The organism is Endozoicomonas sp. Mp262, assembly GCF_025643335.1.
Classification (GTDB): domain Bacteria; phylum Pseudomonadota; class Gammaproteobacteria; order Pseudomonadales; family Endozoicomonadaceae; genus Endonucleibacter.
On the sequence record NZ_CP092489.1, the window covers coordinates 618,776 to 639,160 of the forward strand.

Here is a 20,385-nt window from a genome sequence, read left to right on the forward strand (position 1 = left end):
CTCGGCATTGCCATAATTGTTCTTATTCTTCCTTGAGGTGGCCATCCTTGGCCAATACATCCTTCCTGGAACTGTGCCGAACTCAACATGCACAAATAAAAAAGCACATTCCATGCCAAAATAAAAATACCCGATATTATCAGTATGTTATTGCTTTGCCTGGTAATACCTGCCTACTAAAACGGGTAGTGGGTATGGCCATGTGTCACCCCGGGTAACGCTTCTATACGATATCAGCATATCTTCCAGATTAACTGGCCTTCTTTACTGAAAGAAGCTTGATGCGATTAATCACAACCCGGGTTCTTCCCCTGGTGTGGGCCTCGCTTTGGCGATACAACTTAATCTCTGCATCCACCGCCTCTCTGAGCCGGACTCTGCCGGCAGTCTGCCCGCTTAAATTAATCCTTGCAGCCCCGGGTTTAACCGCTTCCAGGTAACGTTCAAGGGTGGTAAAAAAGTTTAACGCAGTACTAATGATATGAGGCGGTATCAACCCTTCACTTTCCATATCCTTATGAATCCCCACCTTTAAGGGCTTTGGTGATGAAACATGGAAGGCCTCAGGCCATGCAGCACGAACAACACGAAGCGCTTCGGAATTCATAATTTCTGCTGCCGGCTTGTTTTCCAGCTTTTTCAGAAGCTTCATTGCTTCTTCGGATAGTTCGCTTTTTTGCGTCAACGTATTACTTTTATCTACTGTCATTTACTGCATTGTCCAATCGCTGTTAGGAAATAGGTCTTAAAAGGTTATATTGACTGAATCAACACCATTCTAGAAGCCCCTGAAGGTAGTATTTTGTTTCCCGGGACTATTCTACTCTTTATTAATTTTAATCTGCCTGGCAGATGACCTGATATCTTTACGCTTATCAATTTTCAACGTTAATACCCCCTTATTAAAGTTAGCGGAGATCGAATTCTGCTCGACATTATCAGGCAAGCTGAAAGCACGGCAAAAGGAGCCACACCTTCGCCCGACCCTATGCATATTAGCCTTACCAACCACTGAATCCTGTAGCTTTTCTCCCTTTATTGTTAACAGGTCACCTTCAATATAAACCTCCAGCTCCTTCTCATCCATTCCAGGCACTTCAACAATGATTTTATATTGGCTATCCTGCTCCTGGATATCCAGATTGAGATGAAAACCATCATATTCATCCCCGACCCCCACCTCCAGACTGGAGCCACTGAAGGCTTTATCAAACAGTTTATCCAATCCTCTTCTCAACTGAGAAACCGGTGACACCGCCTCAGACGTTAAGTCATCAGAAAGCTTATCATTCCCAGGCTTAAGCCAGCTCCCTGTGGACCATTTATTGTCCATGCCAAACCCTCTTATTCCAGCTAAGATAAGAAGCTACTCTCTAATCCCCTGGTGCCCCCTGGTCAAACTCAGAGTCACTTAGCCACCGAAGTATCTCTGAAGTGAATACTTTCTGGTCAGGCCTGTCAAAGGCAGAAAAAGTCTCTCTCAGTCGTTTTTTTGTGAAATCTGAAAAGTGATTCACCCCTTCTTCTGTGAAATAAATCAGATTGTCATAAATGGCACCCGCCAGTTCCTGGCCACAAAGATCATGCAGGGCAGACTTAAATGAGTTCAATGCTACAAACTGATCTTTCTGCTGATAAATATCAGCCAGTGTTGCCAGGGGAATCATCGATAGTCTTGGCTGAATTAACGGATTAACAGCATGCCCACTACACCACTGACTCAGTCGCCATGGCCGTCCTGTAAAAGAGAAAATTCGTAACCGGCCCTGCAACCAGGCAGGGTCATTTACCGGATAGTTATCCCACAAAAAGGGCTTGCGCTGAAACATCTCAGTGATCTGCTCAATACCGGCTTGATCATACCCCAGTGAAATAACATGGTCGCCTGTCCAATAAATATCGAACTGTTGATCCAAATACCTGCCGAGATCAACCCAGTAATTTTCTGGCATGGCACCATAAGCTCTCAACAGTAAGGGATCCCTGGAATAATAAGTTCCCACCACCTGGAAGTGCCTGGCTGTGCTCTCTCCTGCAATATATTCGGCCATATCACACTGTACTCGCGCCAGGCCAGGGGTATCATTGCTGAAGTCATCAAAAAGGATGGCAAGCATTGAGGGATTAATACTATTAATCAAGTCAATCTTAACCTTTAGCTCACGGCGGGTTTTGCTATCCAGCTCTTTTACTTCGTAGGGGGTAAAACCTATGCCAAAGTCGATACCTCTTGCCTGAAAAGCCCGACTCAGTGATTTCAACCTTTCAAATTCATCCTCAGGCCAGGGCTCACGCCACAGTTCTCTCAGGTAAGGATCATTTTTTGGTGCATAGATATAAAAATTGAACTTTTTATTACAACAGAAATCTATATAACCCTTACGATCCTGCCAGGCCCATGATTGCGCCTGATCATAGAGTCCCTCAATAACACCATAGGTAAACGACATTTTTTTCTCATCCAGTGGCAACGACAGCTCTTATATATAAGCAGCACCGCAGGATGTAGGCAATATTGACAACAATTATTGAGGATGTCATAGCGGCAGTAAACCTTGACTATACAAAAGGGCTATTCATAGAGAGAGCCATTACACCAATGATAATCATTATCATTGGTGACCAGAAAATACCTCTCTATTTAAAAAAACCAAAATGCTCTCCGACTTCTCCTAACCGAGGCGTATTGGCGATAATTTGCGTGATTGTCTGGTAGTCCTGCCTGCCTTTTTTCCCCATACCTCCTTGCCCTTTACGAAGGTCATCTATGTCTTTTTCTAATTTATAATGGGCATCAGACACTGTAAAAGAACCTTTGCGTGAGGCTCTTAACCTAGATAAAACTGATTCTCCAGTTCTTGTTCTTATATTTCTTTCTAACTCATTTATTAGCTTCCCTTTGCTATCAACCTCCTTATTTTCACTGACCTTTGACTTTGATCTAGAAACACCTGCCCCTTTAGCTGGCTCTGCACTTTTTTTATATCTTTCACCTCTTTTTATTTCCATTTTGGCAAAACTTGTCAACATACAACTTACTGGATCTTGATTGCCAATATATGATACACAGCTAACTTCACTGGATGTATCATAAAATTTGACGCCAATAATACCTCCTTTAGCAAAGTAATCTTCTACAGGACTTTTGGGGATCTCACAACCACGCTCATCGAAAACAATCAAGCTGTTTCCCCTGAATGAACCTGCTGGTTTTAGCCACCTGAATACTGATTGTTTTTTATTCTTATAAACAGTTAAAACATTCAAATGAGTGGACACCTATCTCTAATAAAGATTTCATTGATTACTTTAGACCAAGACTCACCCTACTTATAGGAAGAAGCTGTTCTACTGAAGAAAAGTTTTATTTGCCTATACTCAGCCTCAGCTTTATATAAATCCTTTTCAACAAAGCGGATAGTGGCGCCAGGAATACACTGCGCCAATGGGCTAAGGTCTTTTATTTTAACACAGCCGATTTTTGGGTAGCCTCCTATGGTCTGGCGATCCCGCATCAGGATGATAGGTTGACCGTCAGCTGGAATTTGTATCGCCCCAAGAGCAATACCCTCTGAAATCAGCCCCTGCTCCCGGCAACCAATAGCTTCACCGGAAAGCCGATAGCCCATACGGTCTATTTGCTGGCTTAAGGTGTAAGCAGCGTTAAAAAAACGATAACGTTCATGCTTATCAAACCACTCATACTGGTAACCAGGAATAACTTCCAGGGTAATATCCTGGCTGTAATCGGGAATAAATACCTCTGGCACCTGTCGGGTAAGCATTGGATCACTTGCTGTATAATTCAGGCAGTCTCCTGCACGCAGTTTACTGCCATCTTCGTGTAAACCTCCCAGTTGATCACGTGCTACAGTAGAGCAACTTCCCAAAATTTCTGGAACCTCAAAACCACCCCGAACAGCAAGATAGACTCTCAAACCGTTTTGGGAACCTTTAAAAGACAAGGTATCTCCGGGTTTTACCGAATAGCTCTGCCAGGGCTTTATTACAACACCATTCAGCTCCGCTGCCATATCAGCACCGGTAATAGCAATAGTTGTTTGAGCTAGAAACTCACAGCGAAACATCCCCAGATTTATTTCAATCTGTGCATCATTACTCTGGTTCGCCAGCAGCTTGTTTGCCCACAAAAAAGCCTGTTCATCCATTGGGCCGCCAGGGCTGACACCAATATGCTGATAACCATAACGCCCCAGGTCCTGAATCAGGCTGAGCGGGCCGGGTTCAATAATTCGTAGTGTCATTCAGCCTCCAATAAAAATAGCCGTTCCTCTTCTGGTGAAATGACTCCACCCATATCAAGAAAAGTAGCCTTACTGATTCGGTTAAATTTCACTTTTGCCCCCACTTCAAACAACGTCAGATTCTCACGCTGATAATCAATGGGGTTTACAGGAGCGCGACCAATAATCTGCCACCCTCCTGGCGATTCATTAGGATAAATAGCTGTCTGTTGTTCAGCTACAGCTACACTGCATGCCGGAATTTTAAGTCGAGGGGTTTGCTTTCTGGGAATGGCTATACGCTGGTCCGTATTACCAAGGTAGGCAAAGCCCGGAGCAAAGCCGATAGCATAAACCCGGTAAAGAGTTGAAGCGTGTATACTGACCACCTCTTCAAAACTCAAACCGGTATGGTCGCTAATTTCACCCGCATCTAATGCAACTTCAGGCCCATAATAAACAGCCAATTCAATTAATGGTGCCTCGGTTTGATCTGTCTGGATCTCTTTGATATTTTCCAGAAGTGCCCATAGCTCCTGTTCAAACAGACTGAATTCCATTGCCAGTAAATCAAAGCTGATAAACAGTGATGTGTAAGATGGGATAACATCAATCAGATATTGACCCAGTTTATGCTTAATTAGGGGCAATAACCTGCGAATTCTATCGGCAGTTTCCTCACTCACGGTATCGGCAAAATAAATAATAAGGCTGTTTTCGTTGACCCGACATATTTTCATAGGTGAGCCACCCGGTCATACAGTAGCTTTGCCACAGATAAAGCCAGAGACCCATCGCCGTGAATACACAGGGTGTCAGCATAAACCGGAATCCTGTTCCCGGTAAGAGTGGTTACAGAACCCTGCTCAAGCAGTTGGAGCGCCTGCTTCTCAATAGCCCCTATGGTGGTGTGTAAAGAACCAGGTTCTGAACGAGGAACCAGGCGGCCATCACAACCATAAGCACGATCAACAAAAGCCTCAAACCACAGTTTAATACCATAAGCTTCTGCCAGATCCTGGTATCTGGAGTAATCAGGAATAGCCATAATCACCAACGGCAGTGATTTGTTGTAGTTTTTTAATCCATTCAACAGGCAGGTAAATACCTTGTCGTCTTCCATCATGGCGTTATACAAGGCTCCATGAGGTTTTACATAACTCAGGGAAGTATTTTCACTCTGGCAGATAGCCTGCAAAGCTCCCACTTGATAAATAAACAGGGCTGCAAGATCCTCCGGCATCATCTGAATACAGCGACGGCCAAAACCCTGAAGGTCCGCATATCCGGGATGGGCTCCAATACTCACCTGATACTGCTTTGCCATTTTAACGGTCTTTGTCATCACTGACGGATCTGAAGCATGCATGCCACAGGCAATATTTGCCATATCCAGATAGGGCATAATCTCCTCGTCACGCCCCATTTTCCAGATACCAAAACTCTCCCCCATATCGCAGTTGATTTTCATAATGTTTGATCCTGCCGGGTATTTTTATATTTAGGATTATATGAAGGCATTAGTCTTTTAAACAAACAGAAATGGAGTAATATACTTCGTTGATATAAGGCTAGTCATACTCCAATAAAAGGAAAAACAATATGATTGACCACGAAGTACACTGCCATCCTGATCATACTCATGGCAAGGGGTGCGGTCATACCGCGATAAAGCATAATGATCATATTGATTATATTCATGATGGCCACCTCCACCACCTTCATAAAGATCATTATGATGAACATATTATCGAGGTTACTGATAAGAATCCCGATAAATGTAATCCAATATACGGCTGTGTCAGCTCAGGCCACAAACACGGACCAGGCTGTGGTCATGAAATGGTTCCCCATGGCGATCATTTTGACTATCTGGTAGATGGTCGCTTACACCATGTGCATGGTGATCACTGCGATGACCACGGGGAAATAGAAGTTATTTAGCATCCCCTTTAAATGGAATAGCTAACAGCTTATTTACCAGTCTTGCGGCAACTCTTGCTCCCCGGTTATCACTATCAAACCGGGGATTGCACTCAGCCAGATCCACCAGCTTTATCCGGGCAATACCACAATGGTGGTTCTCAATTATTCGATCCAGCAGCCGTTCAAGATAGTCCAGTGATACCCCTCTAGAGGCAGGGGCACTGACGGCTGGCATGGTGGCTGCCGGTAACACATCCAGATCGATGGTTAAATAGAGCTGGTCACAGGTGGCCATAAATTCATCAATCACCTTCAGGTTCGAAGACAAATTTGCCCAATGCATATCACTGTCCATGACCCAATTAACCCGATTTTCATCAGCTCGGTTAAACAGTGCCTCAGTGTTTGCCGTTTCTGAAATACCCAGGCAAAGGTAATTAAATGACTGGTTATTTGCCTGACAAAACTGGCTTAACTGGTAAAAGGGCGTACCAGAACTGGCTTTTGGCGTGGGCAGGCGGAGATCAAAGTGCGCATCAAAATTGATAATGCCTGTGACTGACTGGGCGCTGATACTTTGCTGGTGCTGGTAAACAGCACGCCCAGACGCATAGGCTACTTCATGGCCTCCACCAAGAACAACAGGAAAAAGTTCTGCATTCAGGTACTTTATCAGGGTATCGGTTAATCCGTCCTGAGACGCTTCCAGTTCCTGATTCACACAAACAATGTTGCCCCCATCATACAAAGGCAGCCCTTTTTTGTGCCATGCCTGCCCCGCCATGGCTTTACGAATATGGTCAGGTCCCTCTTTAGCTCCCACCCTTCCCTTGTTTCTTTTGACGCCCTCATCGGAACAAAAACCAATGATAGCGGCTCCAGCTGAAGGAAATGCTTCGTCGTTTATATCAAGCATCTGAATATGCTGATGCCAGCGTTTGCCTGCATCACCATCTTCAGTATCTACTCGCCCCTGCCATAGCTCTTTATCGGGTTGTTGGTGCATCACAACCACTCTCCATTTCTCATTATTTGTTCCGGTGCAGGTATACCAAAGTGACAGGCCAGTTCGGCAGGATGCTCTATTGGCCAAAGGACCAAATCCGCTTTATACCCAGCCTTAACCATTCCCCGATCATTTATACCCAACGCCCTGGCTGCATTTCTTGTTACTCCGGCCAAAGCATCTTCTGGGGTCAGGCGAAACAGGGTACAGGCCATATGCATGGCTAACCTTAATGAGGCCAGCGGTGAAGAACCCGGGTTAAAATCACTGGCAATGGCAATGGGCACTCCCGCCCTCTGCAAAGCCGCTACAGGTGGGAAACAGGTTTCCCTGAGATTATAAAAAGCCCCGGGCAATAATGTTGCAACCGTTCCGGAAGAAGCCATTGCCTCTATCCCTTCCTGATCCAGGTGCTCAAGATGATCAGCAGAAAGCGCCTGATAACGTGCTGCCAACACACTACCCTGAAGGTTGCTAAGCTGCTCAGCATGTAATTTAACAGGTAGCTGGTGTCGCTTTGCCGCTTCAAAAACCCGTTGAATCTGTTCACAACTAAAAGCCACTGACTCACAAAAGCCATCAACCGCATCAGCCAGCTGTTCAGATGCAACCGCAGGAATCATTTCATGGCAGATGCAATGGATATAGGCGTCAGCCTTCCCTTTATATTCTTCAGGTAGTGCATGGGCGCCCAGAAACGTGGTTTTAACAGTAACCGGGAAATGTCTGGCTAACTGTCTGGCTACCCGTAGCTGACGACACTCGGCTTCCAGGTTCAGGCCATAGCCAGACTTTATCTCCATCGTGGTCACCCCTTCTTTCAGAAAGGCTTGTATACGATGGCTTGCAAGTTCAAAAAGCTCTTGTTCTGATGCCTGCCGGGTTGCTTTAACCGTGGCCTGAATGCCGCCCCCCTGCCGGGCAATTTCCTCATAAGAAACACCCTGCAAACGCTGTTCAAACTCCCGAGCCCGATTTCCGGCAAAAACCAGGTGGGTATGGCTATCTATCAAACCGGGTGTCAGCCACTTATTTTGACCATCAAAAACATTAAGACTCCTGTATTCATCAGGTAATGCCTTTTCAGAACCTACCCAGCTAATTTCATCATTTTCAATAACAACGGCCGCCTGACTGATCGCACCATAAGGGGATGAAACATCAGGATCGATAGTTGCGATTTTTATATTACGAATCAGTACACCGGTATCTTTATTCATTATGTTTTAAACCTGCTGATTGAATTCAAGCTCAGCCCCCAGCTGGTAACGGCTGCCCGGATGAATAAGCAATGCGTAACTGATGACGCCCTTTCGGCACCAGGTTCTTCGCTTAACCTGAAGACAGGCTTCTTTATCGGTCAAACCTAATTCTATACATACATCGTCGTTTGGAAGCATAGCCTGGACAATATGATCACCTCGGGTAATCGGAGCTATCCGGGATAGGTAAGCATTAGGGGTTAAACATGAAAAATCTTGGCTAAGATAATCTGGAGCCAGGCCTGGAATAACATAACGACTCTCCCATTGCAGCGGTATTTCATTACCACAGTGAACAATAGTTGAACAAAAGAGTGAGGAGTTTTCCTGCACACCTAATGCCAAAGCCACTTCACTAGTGGCTGGCTGCTCCTCCAGAAGAAGAACCTTGCAGGAATAACGCTGGTTTCGACTGGCAATTTCATCGGCGATATTGCGTATCTCCATCATCGAACCCTGTGGCCGCTGTTCTGCAACAAAAGTTCCAATCCCCTGGCTTCGCACTAAAAAGCCTTCGTCGGTTAATTCTTTTACAGCTCGCCTCGCGGTCATGCGGCTAACATCAAAGCTTAGACTCAGCTCATTTTCGGAAGGGACTCGATAGGCAGCAGGCCACTGACCAGACTCAATCATATCGATGATATGTTGTTTGATGGCCTGATAACGGGGCTGCATGGCCAAATTATTCAAGAAATTGCTCCTCAAAAAGAATAGCTTTTTATTATGCTACTTGTGTAGACTTGTATATACAAGATTACAAACATAACAAGGCATAACATGACAGACAGACTGGATACATCACGACTCATCAAGGCACCAACAGGAACCCGGCTCACTGCAAAAAGCTGGTTAACTGAAGCGCCCCTACGGATGTTGATGAATAACCTTGATCCAGAGGTTGCCGAAAAGCCTTCTGAGCTGGTTGTCTATGGAGGCATTGGACGTGCCGCCAGAAACTGGGCCTGTTATGACCGCATCGTTGAAACCCTGAACCGGCTGGAAAACGACGAAACACTACTGGTTCAGTCAGGGAAACCCGTCGGTGTGTTTAAAACCCATAAAGATGCACCCCGTGTACTGATTGCCAATTCCAACATTGTTCCCCACTGGGCCTCCTGGGAGCACTTTAACGAACTGGATCGTCAGGGTCTGATGATGTATGGCCAGATGACTGCCGGTTCCTGGATCTATATTGGCTCCCAGGGCATTGTCCAGGGCACCTATGAAACCTTTGTGGCAGTGGGTAAAAAGCATTTTAACGGTGATCTCAATGGCCGCTGGATTTTAACCGGTGGCCTGGGAGGCATGGGTGGAGCCCAACCCTTAGCCGCTACCATGGCAGGAGCATCCATGCTTGCCATTGAGTGTGATGAAACCCGTATCGATAAACGACTGGAAACCGGTTATCTCGATTACAAGGTTAAAGACCTGGACTCCGCCCTGAACATGCTGGTTGATGCTCGTGATACCGGTAAAGCCATATCTATAGGGCTGCTTGGCAACGCAGCAGAAGTATTTGCCGAACTGGTTGAACGCAATATCACCCCCGATATAGTGACGGATCAAACCAGTGCCCATGACCCTCTTAACGGTTACCTGCCCGCAGGCTGGACACTGGAAAAAGCAGAACAGATGCGCAAGGCTGATCCAGAGGGTGTGGTTAAATCAGCCAAGGCCTCTATGGCACAGCAAGTTGCAGCCATGCTTGAGTTGCAGAAACGGGGCTCTGCAACCTTAGACTACGGCAATAATATCCGGCAAATGGCTTTAGAAGAGGGCATAAAAGATGCCTTTGACTTCCCAGGCTTTGTTCCAGCGTACATACGACCACTGTTTTGTGAGGGGGTTGGACCATTCCGCTGGGCAGCTCTCTCTGGTGATCCTGAAGATATCTATAAAACAGACCAGAAAGTGATGGAGTTGATCCCGGACAATCCTCATTTGCATAACTGGCTAAAGATGGCAAAAGAACGTATCCATTTTCAGGGATTGCCATCCAGAATATGCTGGGTTGGCCTGAAAGACCGGGCACGATTGGGGCAGGCATTCAATGAAATGGTGGCTAAGGGTGAATTGAAAGCCCCCATTGTTATTGGCAGGGATCATCTGGATTCGGGTTCCGTTGCCAGCCCTAACCGGGAAACAGAAGCCATGAAAGATGGTTCTGATGCCGTTTCTGACTGGCCACTGCTTAACGCTCTACTGAATACCGCCAGTGGTGCCACCTGGGTAAGCCTGCACCACGGTGGAGGTGTTGGTATGGGCTTTAGCCAGCACTCAGGAATGGTGGTTGTTTGTGATGGCACCCCTGATGCCGCCAGGCGGGTTGGCCGCGTGTTATGGAATGACCCCGCCACCGGTGTGATGCGCCACGCTGATGCTGGCTATGATATTGCCATCAACTGTGCCAGGGAACAAAAGCTTGATCTGCCAATGGTTGAATAAGCTAGTGCCACTCAGCATCAAATAGCATACCTCTCTGAGCCTGAACAGCTAGAGACATCCGAATGCATTTCCAGCGAGGAGAGACTGTCGCAAAAGGCTTTTTGGAACCACAAAGGACATTCGTGGTTCCAAAAAACAGGATATTGCGTTAAGACTTTCGCGACACCCTCAGGATGCTGGGAACGAGGGGACAAGCTAGCCAATTTATAAAACGGGTTCCCGCTGGTTCAGATGGGAACTATCTAAAAAAAATCATCAATGGACTAAAAACTAAATCAAGGGGGAAGATCTTTGTTTAAACAGGACTTAACAGCAAAGCAGTCGTCACTGTCCGAAACACTAAACTTGATACCAGGGCAACTGACCCTGCCTCTTTTACGAACAATCTATTCCCAGCCAGTTAACATTAAAATAGATTCTGATGCCTGGAAAGCAGTTGACCAGTCTGCTGAATGCGTTCAGCAGATACTGGACCAAGGACGTGTTGTTTATGGCATTAATACTGGCTTTGGTTTACTGGCTAATACCCGTATTAAAAAGGAGGACCTGAACACCTTACAAAAGAGTCTGGTGCTATCTCATGCCGCTGGTATCGGGCAATTTATGGACGAAGCCGTCGTCCGATTATTGATGGTTCTGAAAATTAACAGTCTTGCCCGGGGTTTCTCTGGCGTCAGGCGCCAGGTCATTGAATCACTCATAATACTATTAAACCATGAGATATACCCCTGTATTCCCGAGAAAGGATCAGTGGGAGCATCGGGTGATCTTGCCCCGCTGGCTCATATGAGCGCAATATTGCTGGGAGAAGGGGAAGCCACTTATAAAGGCAAAAAAATACCAGCCAGCGAAGCACTGGCAATCGCTAATATTGAACCACTGACGTTAGGGCCTAAAGAGGGCCTGGCCTTGCTTAATGGGACTCAGGCTTCTACTGCCTTTGCCCTGCGTGGACTGTTTGAGGCTGAGGCACTACTGGATGCGGGTGTTGTCATCGGCGCCCTGTCTGTAGACGCGGCAAAAGGCAGCCGAAAACCATTTGATCCAAGAATTCACACCGTACGAGGCCACAAGTCACAATCGGATATTGCCACAGCTTATCGACAACTATTGGATAGCAGTGAAATTGGTGCATCCCATAAAAACTGTGAAAAAGTTCAGGACCCTTACTCTCTGAGATGCCAACCCCAAGTGATGGGAGCCTGTCTGCAGCAGATTCGTTATGCCTCGGAAATCCTGTTAACGGAAGCCAATGCCGTTTCAGATAACCCGCTGGTATTTGCCGATGATGAAACTATTCTTTCCGGCGGCAACTTCCATGCTGAACCGGTGGCCATGGCTGCCGATAACCTGGCACTGGCCATTGCTGAAATGGGCGCCCTGTCTGAAAGAAGAATGGCACTATTGATTGACAGCCAGCTCAGTGGATTACCCCCATTCCTGGTTGATAATGGTGGTGTTAATTCCGGCTTTATGATTGCCCAGGTGACTTCTGCCGCCCTGGCCAGTGAAAACAAGTCCCTTGCCCACCCTGCCAGTGTGGATAGCCTGCCAACATCGGCCAACCAGGAAGACCATGTTTCTATGGCGACCTTTGCTGCCCGACGCCTGAATGATATGGCTCAAAATACCTCGGGAATCCTGGCAGTAGAATACCTGTCTGCCTGCCAGGGACTGGATTTCCGGGCACCATTGAAAACATCAAAGTTACTGGAGAAAGCCAAGTCGATACTGAGAAAGAAAGTGCCCTTTTATGATAAAGACAGATACTTTTCCCCTGATATAGAGTCTGCACAAAAAATTATTGAATCTAAAACATTGAGTGAACTGCTGACACTGCCCTCCTGATTGAACGAGGGTTCTTAGCTCTAGCAGCCTGTCGGACTTAGCCGATCGTAGCGAGAAAAAGACCGGTTAGAGCTAAGTCCGACAGGCTGCTAGTGCAGGGAAGCGTGAATATAGACTCGTTCCCAGACTCCAGAGACTGTCGAGAAACCCAATTCTGTAGATAAAAAGTAGGGTTTTTACTCTTTATTCACCACAGAGACACAGAGAACACAGAGCTTTCATTGCTCTTAAAAAATAACTCTCCGTGCCCTCTGTGCCTTTATTATGCCCTTTAGGGTGCTGTGGTGAATAAAGTGTCTTTTGTGACATCCTCTCCAGCCTGGGAATGCATACCTCTCCAAGCCGTAAAATCTAGAGCAAAGCAAGGAGCAGTTGCCGAGATTGTAAAGAGTGGCGACGGAGAACATTCAAAACTTCAACAAGCTATAATCTATCACTCTAATAAATTTAGTCCTTTCCAATAAAGGGATACACCATGTCAATCAGCTACCCAGGCTTATTTTTAAAAAATAAAAAATCATTATTTCTGCCAAAACTGGCCCTTTTTATTTTTATTGTTAGCGGGTGTACCCATCAAAAAAGCACCCATAAGATGCCAACCATTACAAGCCTTAGAAACACAGTTAATCAGGATTTCGATCAATTAAAAAAAATAGCATATAATAATACAGCCATCAGAGCTGACAATCTAAGTGTGTATCCCTTCATATCCCGGCACAAAGTGACTGTTACTAAAATCACCACTGATATCTCAAAAGATTTATCACAATTAACCGGAGGGATAGCCCAGGACTATCTCATAAATGTAAAAGGAAGCAGCATCCCTATCCCCTTAAGTAAAACCCGACTTAGTCATGTGCGGCTATCACTTAATCACCGTGGATTTGATATAGCCCTATTGGATGAAGTCAGGAAAAAACCTTTTTACCGGGAACTGCTGGGGCTTTCGCAACAACAGGTTCTTGATGTTGGTGCTGGCTGGGGTGAGATTAGCCTCAGTCTGCTAAAGAATAATAATCAGATATTCTGTAATGAAATTGAAGCGAGTCAGTTGCTGGCTATTTATGACCAAGCCTATAATACCCATCCAAAATATTTAAACCGCCTTTATCTTAGTAATTATGTTTTTCCTGATCAGTTCAAAAATATAACCAGCAATACATTTGACAGCATTATTCTCCATCGAGTAATCGCTATTTTAACACCAAAACAAGCCAACATGGCCATAAGGGAAGCATACAGGATAGTCAAACCCGGCGGACGGGTTTATATTGCATCCTTATCTGACCAGCACCATTTAGTTCAAACTAATATAGTAAAACATCCTAAAAAGATACTATCAAACAATAATGGAATGCTTGAATTCATGGCAAAAGAAGGGTTACCACTTCAAGCCTATACTCTCCCAAAATCGGTTATAGCCATATCTGAAGATGATTTTCTTGATTACCTGAAGGAAACCGGATTTCAAATCAAACATATAGAACATCCCGGCACAACCCAAAAAACAGCCGTTCCTGAAGAAAGAAGTTTAAGAACAGGCCGGGAAAACATTGCCATTATTGCTGAGAAGCCCCATAAGAAATAATTATTTTACTCTATACTGATAATTAAAGGATTAAAGTAAAAAAACAATGAACCCGAAAATCAAACAACACAAAGCAGAAATAAAGATTCTTGTGGATAATGGCTTCTCTTTAGCAGAAGCCTTTCTAAAAACATTTGAAAGCCGTAACATTAATAAAAGCCAACAACTATTTGACACTATTCTCCAGGATCTCTCTGCCCAAGACCTGCTGCTTGGATCAGACTATTTCTTTCCGGATGGCAGCCGACTAAACATTGACCCTTACTGTGACTGCATGCTGGCAACCAAAGGTATCCGTTCTAAAAGCCATCCAAATTATTAAAAGATAAGTACCTGTTCGAAAAATTCGTATAAACTATTAAAACAATTACAATTGATATACGATTTTAATAGTGTAGTTAAATGAATAAACCCTTCTCCCAAGCCTGTGAAAACAACAAAGTTGCCATCTTATCCCTATTAAAAAAACACTTCCGAACAGCTACGACTGTGCTCGAAATTGGCTCAGGAACAGGCCAGCATGCTGTCTATTTTGCCAGTCACTTGAACCACCTGACCTGGCAACCCTCCGATCTTGATGCCAACCTCACCGGCATTAAACTCTGGATCAATGAAGCAAAGTTAGCCAATCTGAACCTTCCCATTAAACTGGATGTGGCAGAAAATGACTGGCCTGATATCCACGTTGATGCAATCTACTCAGCAAATACAGCCCACATTATGCCTTGGCCTACCGTAAAATCCATGTTCAGGGGGATTGGAAAAAAACTGTCCCCAGGAGGGGTCTTTTGCCTATACGGCCCTTTTAATTACCATGATACCTATACCAGCGAAAGCAATAAGCTATTTGACCAACATCTCAAGGCGTTAGCACCAGAAATGGGTATTCGTGATTATGAAGCCATAGAAACACTGGCTCACCAGTCAGGCATGCAGTTATTGGAAGACATTGCCATGCCCGCTAATAACCGCACTTTGGTATGGGAAAAAAATTAAACGTCCACTTTTCAGCAACTATCTGCCCATTCCAGTACTTCTGGCTCAAGATAGGCTTGTTCCAGAAGTTCTGCTGCCCAGGGGTATTCACTGGACAATGACCGTAATTGACGGATGGCAACCACCTGGGCTCCCGGCAATGTGCTCCAAATCGTTTTATTCAGACAACGCCAGTGATCGGGCTTTACTCTCTTTGGGCTGGCCAGTTGTTCCCAGCACTCTTCACAGGCCATCAAACAATGATCAAAGTCAGGCTCCTCCGGCACTGGCGCTACTTCGTATATTTTCAGAGGAACACCGGATGCCTCGCAGATTTCACAACAAGACTTGCTGCGACGAGCCAAATCCTTCCCAAGCAAACTCAATATCCCCTGACGTTCCTGGTGTTTTTTTAGCCCTTTAGCCATGATTCACACTCCAAACCATTTAATTACCCGCACCTTTTACAGCATTTCACTCCACATTTCCTGTTGTAACTCAGACTCTGGCAGGTAATCATGACCTTAGGGGCTGTTGAGGTTTTATCATGTGCTCAGCCAAAGCCAGCGGTTTCGTGGCTAGGCGCAGCAGCGCAGGAATAACCTAAAGGTCACTCGTACTGATGTCTTTCAAGCTGCTGTAACGACGGCACGGAAGCGCTGGCTTTGGCCCTTCGGGTGATTCGTAAAGCGGCCTTCCGGCTGTGTTGAACTGGCTTGACGTAGAATAACTACGCGCTGCACCAGTTCGCCCGTTGTGCCCCATTGGGTATTGCGTAAGGCCGCTTTACGAACCACTGAGCTCATGATAAAACCTCAACAGCCCCTAACACTTACAAATACTGACGCCATATGAAAATTAACAGGATGTCTTCGCCTAATCGGGATGACTGGGAAATCCCTGTGGAATACCTGGTGCTCCATTATACTGCTGTGGATCTGCAGGATACCCTTGCCATATTTATGAAGCCTGGGGGCGTTATTTCTGCACACCTTGTGATTGATAGGGATGGCAGCATCTATGAACTGGTGGACTGTCTTGAGGGTAAAACCTTAAGGGGCAGACACTCAGGTCCTAGTCAATGGCTACAGGGAGAAAAACTCAAAGAACAATTTAATGATTTTTCCATTGGTATTGAGCTGGTTAACTACAACGGCAATATATTCCCATTCACAGATGAGCAATACAGTACCTTAACCTGGATAGTTAACAAGCTACAGCGGCACTACCCGGCTTTAAATGATCCTGGACGAATTGTCGGCCACGAACATATAGCTGGATTTCGTGGCAAGGCAGACCCGGGCTTGTGCTTTGACTGGCCTCGATTTTACCAGGACTGCTTTCCTGAGCAGCTTGCCCCATTGAGAACATCAGTCTGCCCAAACGAGTTGCAACGCTCTTTGATGAACTTCCAGGAACAGGAACCAAGAGGGAATAAGGAGAGATCAAAGTACTGGCAGGCAGTTAGTCATATTACAGAAACATCTATCAAGTTAATTAATGAAGCAAAAAACTCTGCACAATAAACGGAGGTGATCTGCTCTTTAACGCTTAGCTGCACGAGTCGCCTCGTTCCCAGCGGGGAGAGGCTGTCGCAAAAGTTATTTTTATTAACCACGGAGACACAAAGCATACTTTTGCGACACCCTCGGGACGCCGGGAACGAGAGAAACATCAGCAGCCCCTAGAACTCTCAGGCAATGCTGCAACTGCTTCACACAGAATAACTTGATTTCATTCTGTTAACTCATTTCGATCATAGCGCAAAACGCCTCCAATCCATGTTTGCTCAACAGTGATATCAGATAGCTCTCTGCGTAATTCTAGTGGATTTTCAGAAATCACGATCAAATCAGCCCATTTCCCCGGCTCTATAGACCCTCTGTCGTCTTCCAAAAACATCTGCCATGCAGCATCAATGGTCATGGCTCGTAAGGCACGAATAACACTGATTCTTTCTTCTTTACCCAGTACAGAACCCTTTCGGGTTGTCCTGGTAACGGCATGATGTGCCATTTTAAAGGGCTCAATAGGGGTTACTGGGGTATCACTATGGATGCTATAACGCACTCCCATTTTATCCGCTGTGTTTAGGGGGCTAATCAATGAAGCTCTTGAGCCACCCAAAAACAGATTCTGATAGCGATCCCCCCAGTAATAAACATGCGATGGGAAAAATGTTGGCGTAATTTGCAATTCAGCCATTGCTTCCAGCTGATTCGGCCTGGCCATTTGAGAATGGACCATAATATGGCGGGAGTCTTTCCTGGGAGAGGTATCCTGGGCTCTTCCTATAGCATCAATCACCATATCAATTGCCGCATCTCCATTGGCATGTAATGCCAGTTGCCATCCCTTGGAATGCCACTGATTGACCAGCGTGTTCAGTTCTTGTGATGATATCGAGGAGTAACCCCGATAATTAGTATTCACGCCTTGAGCCTGCCGGAAATAAGGCAGTGACAAAAACCCAGTGTAACCGGGTATGGAGCCATCGGTTGTTATCTTCAGTGCCCCTGTGGATACTTTATCATTATTGACTGGCTCCAATTTGCCATTGCTCAAACCCTTGGCTAAATCAAGGTTTGGCCAGATAACCAGCCGTTGGGGAATCAGTCCGATTCCAGCCAGTAAGGTTATTGGTTTATACAAATCAGGTGTCGTCAAACCGCTTTGAACGGTGGTGACGCCCTCCACGGTATAATCTTCAACGGAATTCTGCAAAAGCTTCAGCAATCGGGAAGCGGATAATTTCAGGGCCTTATTTCTGGCTTTATTATGAGCAGTTTCTTTTAACACACCGGTAGCTTGTCCATTAATATCGCGAACAACCTCGCCTCCCTTGGGGTTAGGTGTATCTTTGGAGATACCCAGTCTTTTTAGGGCCTTGCTATTCACCATACTCATATGACCGGATATATGCATCACCATAATCGGATGTTTTTTTGAAATAGCATCCAGCTCTTTCCTGGTCAAAAATCGCCGCTCAAGCAGTAAGGTATCATCATAACCAAAACCAATAATCCACTCGCCGCTGGAAACTGTCCTGGCCTGAAGCTTTAGTTTTTCCTTAACATCAATAATGGAGACAACGCGACCTATGGGAGGACTGTTGAGGTCAGCGGCAATAGCATCCAACCCGCTGCCCGGAAAGTGCCCATGAGCTTCTATAAAACCGGGCAACAATGGCTTTCCATCCAGATCAACAACCTTTGCATCAGGCCCCGCCTGCACAAGAATATCCTCTTTGTCCCCCACCGCCACGATTCTGTCTTTTTCCACAAGAACCGCTTCAGCAATACGATTTTTCTTATCCATGGTCAGGATCGGCCCATTAATAAAAACCAGCCTGTCGGGAGGTATTGGATTCAGGTAATACCAAACAGAAATGGATACCAGAAAAATCAACAACGCAGCAAGAACTGTAAACTTTATCAGGCGATGGAAGAAAAAAACCATGGATATCATCCCCAAATAGCATTTATTGTTATGGAAAGTGGACTTCCCTTGGAGAATATTTCGCCTCTCAAACCCAACCATCAAAACCCATAGAATCACACATTCTTGATCCAGATCAACTAAAGCAAATCCTGAAGCGCTTCAAATTTTTCAAAAACAATTGAAAGAACTGGGGCCAATGACCCGGGGAGAAAAAACCGTTGCCGCTATATTCATGGTGACGGCTCTGGCCTGGATTATCCGCCCATTATTAGCCAACTCTATTCCCGGGCTTTCTGATACCGTCATCGCCATAACGGCAACTGTGAGTCTATTTATTATTCCTGTGAACCAAAGCGACAAGGTTTATGTTATGTCCTGGGATAAAGCCCGGGAAATTCCTTGGGGAGTACTCATTCTTTTTGGCGGTGGCCTGGCACTGGCCTCCCTGATAAAAAGTACCGGTCTGGCTGGCTGGGTGGCCGATGCCATGAGTGTGATTCAGGGGCTGCCCATAATCCTTGTGGTAGCTGCCGTGGTTACTGTCATTATCTTCCTGACCGAACTCACCAGCAACACCGCCACTGCCGCCGGTTTCCTGCCATTAATGGGCGCCCTGGCAATTACCCTGGGTGTCGACCCACTGGTTCTGGCAGTGCCTGCGGCCCTTGCTGCCAGCTGTGCCTTTATGATGCCTGTTGCCACGCCACCTAATGCCATTGTCTTTGGCTCTGGAAAGCTGGATATCAAGGATATGATTAAAGCAGGATTTGCCCTGAACCTTGCTGGCATCGTATTAGTGACATTAACGGGTTACTGGCTTGTAGGGTTGGTACTGACTGCCTAGCAGCCTGTCGGACTTAGCCGATCGTAGCGAGAAAAAGACCGGTTTGAGCCATTTTTTGTGCTGATTCGAGGCGAATAGTGGTTCTATTTAACGAGAATCAGCATAAAAAATGGCCAAATCCGGCTTTTTCGCAGTAGGTCAGAGCTAAGTCCGACAGGCTGCTAGAGGCTGTTAAGAACGCACAGACTCGTTCCCAGGCTCCGGAGGGTGTCGCGAAACCCTCGGGACGCTGGGAGCCAGGAATATAGAGTTTGATCTTACCGGACACTTGTTCTGCTCTATAGCTAAATCCCTACTGGTGTACTAGCCTGAAAATATAACTGGTCAAAAAGGTGCAAACACGTCAATGGATAATTCCCATGATAAACTCTTAAAACCCTCTTCGCCTCACTCCCCTGCAACGTATTTAACACCTGAAAATGATATCCGGCAGCTGGAAAAGCAGCTTCAGGAAATTTCATCCCACTACAACAACCTTAAAACAGAGCTTAATGGGCTAAGGCAACAAACTGATGGCATACCCCAGCGCATTTCCGGCATTAATGCTGAACTGGCCAGGCTGGAAGCATCAGACAAACTTAAGGTACAGGCTCCAGAACAGGCCGAAGAACTTCACCAGACTCTCAAGGAAGTATCTCTTTACCACCAAACCCTTTTAGCCCGCGAACGTGAATTACAAAGCAAGCTGCTCAGGATAGGGTCCGAAAAAAACATTCTGGAAAATGAATTAAAAGTATGTCGAATTAAGGCCGGTTAGATGCATCAGTATACATTCCCGGCGAGGACGCCGGGAACGAGAGGAAACC

At 45.8% G+C, this 20,385-nt stretch carries 21 protein-coding genes and 1 pseudogene; 10 read left to right on the plus strand and 12 right to left on the minus strand.

Features of this window, described 5'->3' with window-relative positions; all coding sequences use genetic code 11:
* Positions 1-47 precede the first annotated feature (47 nt).
* Positions 48-218, plus strand: coding sequence for a hypothetical protein (locus MJ595_RS02665; protein WP_263080977.1), 171 nt, complete (start codon positions 48-50; stop codon positions 216-218).
* Positions 219-250: 32 nt separating this feature from the next.
* On the opposite strand, the gene MJ595_RS02670 is transcribed toward MJ595_RS02665, so the two are convergent.
* From MJ595_RS02670 to MJ595_RS02700, 7 genes are all read right to left on the minus strand, one after another.
* Positions 251-685, minus strand: coding sequence for a ProQ/FinO family protein (locus MJ595_RS02670; protein WP_263080978.1), 435 nt, complete (start codon positions 683-685; stop codon positions 251-253).
* Positions 686-820: 135 nt separating this feature from the next.
* Entirely contained in the window at positions 821-1,333 is a 513-nt protein-coding gene (locus MJ595_RS02675; protein ID WP_263080979.1) for an Hsp20/alpha crystallin family protein, read from the minus strand.
* 40 nt (positions 1,334-1,373) lie between these two features.
* Positions 1,374-2,450, minus strand: coding sequence for a protein O-GlcNAcase (locus MJ595_RS02680; protein WP_263080981.1), 1,077 nt, complete (start codon positions 2,448-2,450; stop codon positions 1,374-1,376).
* Positions 2,451-2,637: 187 nt separating this feature from the next.
* A complete protein-coding gene (locus MJ595_RS02685; protein WP_263080982.1) occupies positions 2,638-3,267 on the minus strand; it encodes a hypothetical protein in 630 nt (209 codons plus the stop codon).
* A gap of 59 nt (positions 3,268-3,326) precedes the next feature.
* Entirely contained in the window at positions 3,327-4,265 is a 939-nt protein-coding gene (locus MJ595_RS02690) for a biotin-dependent carboxyltransferase family protein (protein WP_263080983.1), read from the minus strand.
* A complete protein-coding gene (gene pxpB, locus MJ595_RS02695; protein WP_263080984.1) occupies positions 4,262-4,984 on the minus strand; it encodes a 5-oxoprolinase subunit PxpB in 723 nt (240 codons plus the stop codon). The genes MJ595_RS02690 and pxpB overlap by 4 nt, the downstream gene beginning before the upstream one ends.
* The gene (locus tag MJ595_RS02700; protein WP_263080985.1) at positions 4,981-5,715 is read right to left on the minus strand and encodes a 5-oxoprolinase subunit PxpA; all 735 of its coding nucleotides are present in this window, start codon (positions 5,713-5,715) and stop codon (positions 4,981-4,983) included. Before MJ595_RS02700 ends, pxpB begins: the two co-directional genes overlap by 4 nt.
* 131 nt (positions 5,716-5,846) lie before the next feature.
* On the opposite strand from MJ595_RS02700, the gene MJ595_RS02705 reads away from it, so the two are divergent.
* On the plus strand, positions 5,847-6,188 hold the full coding sequence (locus MJ595_RS02705) for a hypothetical protein (RefSeq protein WP_263080986.1): 342 nt from the start codon (positions 5,847-5,849) through the stop codon (positions 6,186-6,188).
* On the opposite strand, the gene hutG is transcribed toward MJ595_RS02705, so the two are convergent.
* Genes hutG through hutC form a run of 3 tightly spaced genes read right to left on the minus strand, consistent with a single transcriptional unit; the run spans position 6,181 to position 9,128 of the window.
* Positions 6,181-7,176, minus strand: coding sequence for a formimidoylglutamase (gene hutG, locus MJ595_RS02710; protein ID WP_263322444.1), 996 nt, complete (start codon positions 7,174-7,176; stop codon positions 6,181-6,183). The genes MJ595_RS02705 and hutG overlap by 8 nt on opposite strands.
* Positions 7,176-8,396 carry an imidazolonepropionase gene (gene hutI / locus MJ595_RS02715; RefSeq protein WP_263080989.1) on the minus strand — a complete coding sequence of 407 codons (1,221 nt, stop codon included), beginning with the start codon at positions 8,394-8,396 and terminating at the stop codon, positions 7,176-7,178. The genes hutG and hutI overlap by 1 nt, the downstream gene beginning before the upstream one ends.
* Positions 8,397-8,402: 6 nt before the next feature.
* Positions 8,403-9,128, minus strand: coding sequence for a histidine utilization repressor (gene hutC, locus MJ595_RS02720; RefSeq protein WP_263080990.1), 726 nt, complete (start codon positions 9,126-9,128; stop codon positions 8,403-8,405).
* Between the two features lie 87 nt (positions 9,129-9,215).
* Here hutC and hutU point away from each other — a divergent pair, with 87 nt between their 5' ends.
* The 5 genes from hutU (at position 9,216) to MJ595_RS02745 (ending at position 15,315) form a co-directional block, all read left to right on the plus strand.
* Positions 9,216-10,883, plus strand: a complete 1,668-nt coding sequence (hutU, locus tag MJ595_RS02725; protein ID WP_263080991.1) for a urocanate hydratase — start codon at positions 9,216-9,218, stop codon at positions 10,881-10,883.
* A 291-nt stretch (positions 10,884-11,174) separates the two neighbouring features.
* Entirely contained in the window at positions 11,175-12,731 is a 1,557-nt protein-coding gene (gene hutH, locus MJ595_RS02730) for a histidine ammonia-lyase (protein ID WP_263080993.1), read from the plus strand.
* A gap of 592 nt (positions 12,732-13,323) precedes the next feature.
* A complete protein-coding gene (locus MJ595_RS02735) occupies positions 13,324-14,319 on the plus strand; it encodes a methyltransferase domain-containing protein (protein ID WP_263080995.1) in 996 nt (331 codons plus the stop codon).
* 46 nt (positions 14,320-14,365) lie between these two features.
* Positions 14,366-14,641, plus strand: a complete 276-nt coding sequence (locus tag MJ595_RS02740) for a hypothetical protein (RefSeq protein WP_263080997.1) — start codon at positions 14,366-14,368, stop codon at positions 14,639-14,641.
* An 80-nt stretch (positions 14,642-14,721) separates the two neighbouring features.
* Positions 14,722-15,315 carry a class I SAM-dependent methyltransferase gene (locus MJ595_RS02745; protein WP_263080999.1) on the plus strand — a complete coding sequence of 198 codons (594 nt, stop codon included), beginning with the start codon at positions 14,722-14,724 and terminating at the stop codon, positions 15,313-15,315.
* 11 nt (positions 15,316-15,326) lie between these two features.
* On the opposite strand, the gene MJ595_RS02750 is transcribed toward MJ595_RS02745, so the two are convergent.
* On the minus strand, positions 15,327-15,722 hold the full coding sequence (locus tag MJ595_RS02750) for a phnA protein (RefSeq protein ID WP_263081001.1): 396 nt from the start codon (positions 15,720-15,722) through the stop codon (positions 15,327-15,329).
* A gap of 438 nt (positions 15,723-16,160) precedes the next feature.
* Between MJ595_RS02750 and MJ595_RS02755 the strand changes: the two genes are divergently transcribed.
* Positions 16,161-16,820 (plus strand): N-acetylmuramoyl-L-alanine amidase, encoded by a 660-nt coding sequence (locus MJ595_RS02755; RefSeq protein ID WP_263081003.1) that lies wholly within the window; start codon positions 16,161-16,163, stop codon positions 16,818-16,820.
* 208 nt (positions 16,821-17,028) lie between these two features.
* Here the strand turns inward: MJ595_RS02755 and MJ595_RS02760 are convergent, their stop codons facing one another.
* Positions 17,029-18,762 carry an amidohydrolase gene (locus MJ595_RS02760; protein ID WP_263081005.1) on the minus strand — a complete coding sequence of 578 codons (1,734 nt, stop codon included), beginning with the start codon at positions 18,760-18,762 and terminating at the stop codon, positions 17,029-17,031.
* A gap of 121 nt (positions 18,763-18,883) precedes the next feature.
* On the opposite strand from MJ595_RS02760, the pseudogene MJ595_RS02765 reads away from it, so the two are divergent.
* Positions 18,884-19,579: pseudogene (locus MJ595_RS02765) on the plus strand (SLC13 family permease); the annotation flags it as partial.
* Between the two features lie 346 nt (positions 19,580-19,925).
* The gene (locus MJ595_RS02770) at positions 19,926-20,336 is read left to right on the plus strand and encodes a hypothetical protein (RefSeq protein ID WP_263081007.1); all 411 of its coding nucleotides are present in this window, start codon (positions 19,926-19,928) and stop codon (positions 20,334-20,336) included.
* Positions 20,337-20,385: the final 49 nt, after the last annotated feature.

What these genes read in the sequence shown, in the direction of transcription:
- MJ595_RS02675 (WP_263080979.1), bottom strand. Translation starts at nt 1,333, where the DNA reads ATGGACAATAAATGGTCCACAGGGAGCTGGCTTAAGCCTGGGAATGAT.
- MJ595_RS02680 (WP_263080981.1), bottom strand. Translation starts at nt 2,450, where the DNA reads ATGTCGTTTACCTATGGTGTTATTGAGGGACTCTATGATCAGGCGCAA.
- MJ595_RS02690 (WP_263080983.1), bottom strand. Translation starts at nt 4,265, where the DNA reads ATGACACTACGAATTATTGAACCCGGCCCGCTCAGCCTGATTCAGGAC.
- pxpB (WP_263080984.1), bottom strand. Translation starts at nt 4,984, where the DNA reads ATGAAAATATGTCGGGTCAACGAAAACAGCCTTATTATTTATTTTGCC.
- MJ595_RS02700 (WP_263080985.1), bottom strand. Translation starts at nt 5,715, where the DNA reads ATGAAAATCAACTGCGATATGGGGGAGAGTTTTGGTATCTGGAAAATG.
- MJ595_RS02705 (WP_263080986.1), top strand. Translation starts at nt 5,847, where the DNA reads ATGATTGACCACGAAGTACACTGCCATCCTGATCATACTCATGGCAAG.
- hutG (WP_263322444.1), bottom strand. Translation starts at nt 7,176, where the DNA reads ATGCACCAACAACCCGATAAAGAGCTATGGCAGGGGCGAGTAGATACT.
- hutI (WP_263080989.1), bottom strand. Translation starts at nt 8,396, where the DNA reads ATGAATAAAGATACCGGTGTACTGATTCGTAATATAAAAATCGCAACT.
- hutU (WP_263080991.1), top strand. Translation starts at nt 9,216, where the DNA reads ATGACAGACAGACTGGATACATCACGACTCATCAAGGCACCAACAGGA.
- MJ595_RS02735 (WP_263080995.1), top strand. Translation starts at nt 13,324, where the DNA reads ATGCCAACCATTACAAGCCTTAGAAACACAGTTAATCAGGATTTCGAT.
- MJ595_RS02740 (WP_263080997.1), top strand. Translation starts at nt 14,366, where the DNA reads ATGAACCCGAAAATCAAACAACACAAAGCAGAAATAAAGATTCTTGTG.
- MJ595_RS02745 (WP_263080999.1), top strand. Translation starts at nt 14,722, where the DNA reads ATGAATAAACCCTTCTCCCAAGCCTGTGAAAACAACAAAGTTGCCATC.
- MJ595_RS02750 (WP_263081001.1), bottom strand. Translation starts at nt 15,722, where the DNA reads ATGGCTAAAGGGCTAAAAAAACACCAGGAACGTCAGGGGATATTGAGT.
- MJ595_RS02755 (WP_263081003.1), top strand. Translation starts at nt 16,161, where the DNA reads ATGTCTTCGCCTAATCGGGATGACTGGGAAATCCCTGTGGAATACCTG.
- MJ595_RS02760 (WP_263081005.1), bottom strand. Translation starts at nt 18,762, where the DNA reads ATGATATCCATGGTTTTTTTCTTCCATCGCCTGATAAAGTTTACAGTT.
- MJ595_RS02770 (WP_263081007.1), top strand. Translation starts at nt 19,926, where the DNA reads ATGGATAATTCCCATGATAAACTCTTAAAACCCTCTTCGCCTCACTCC.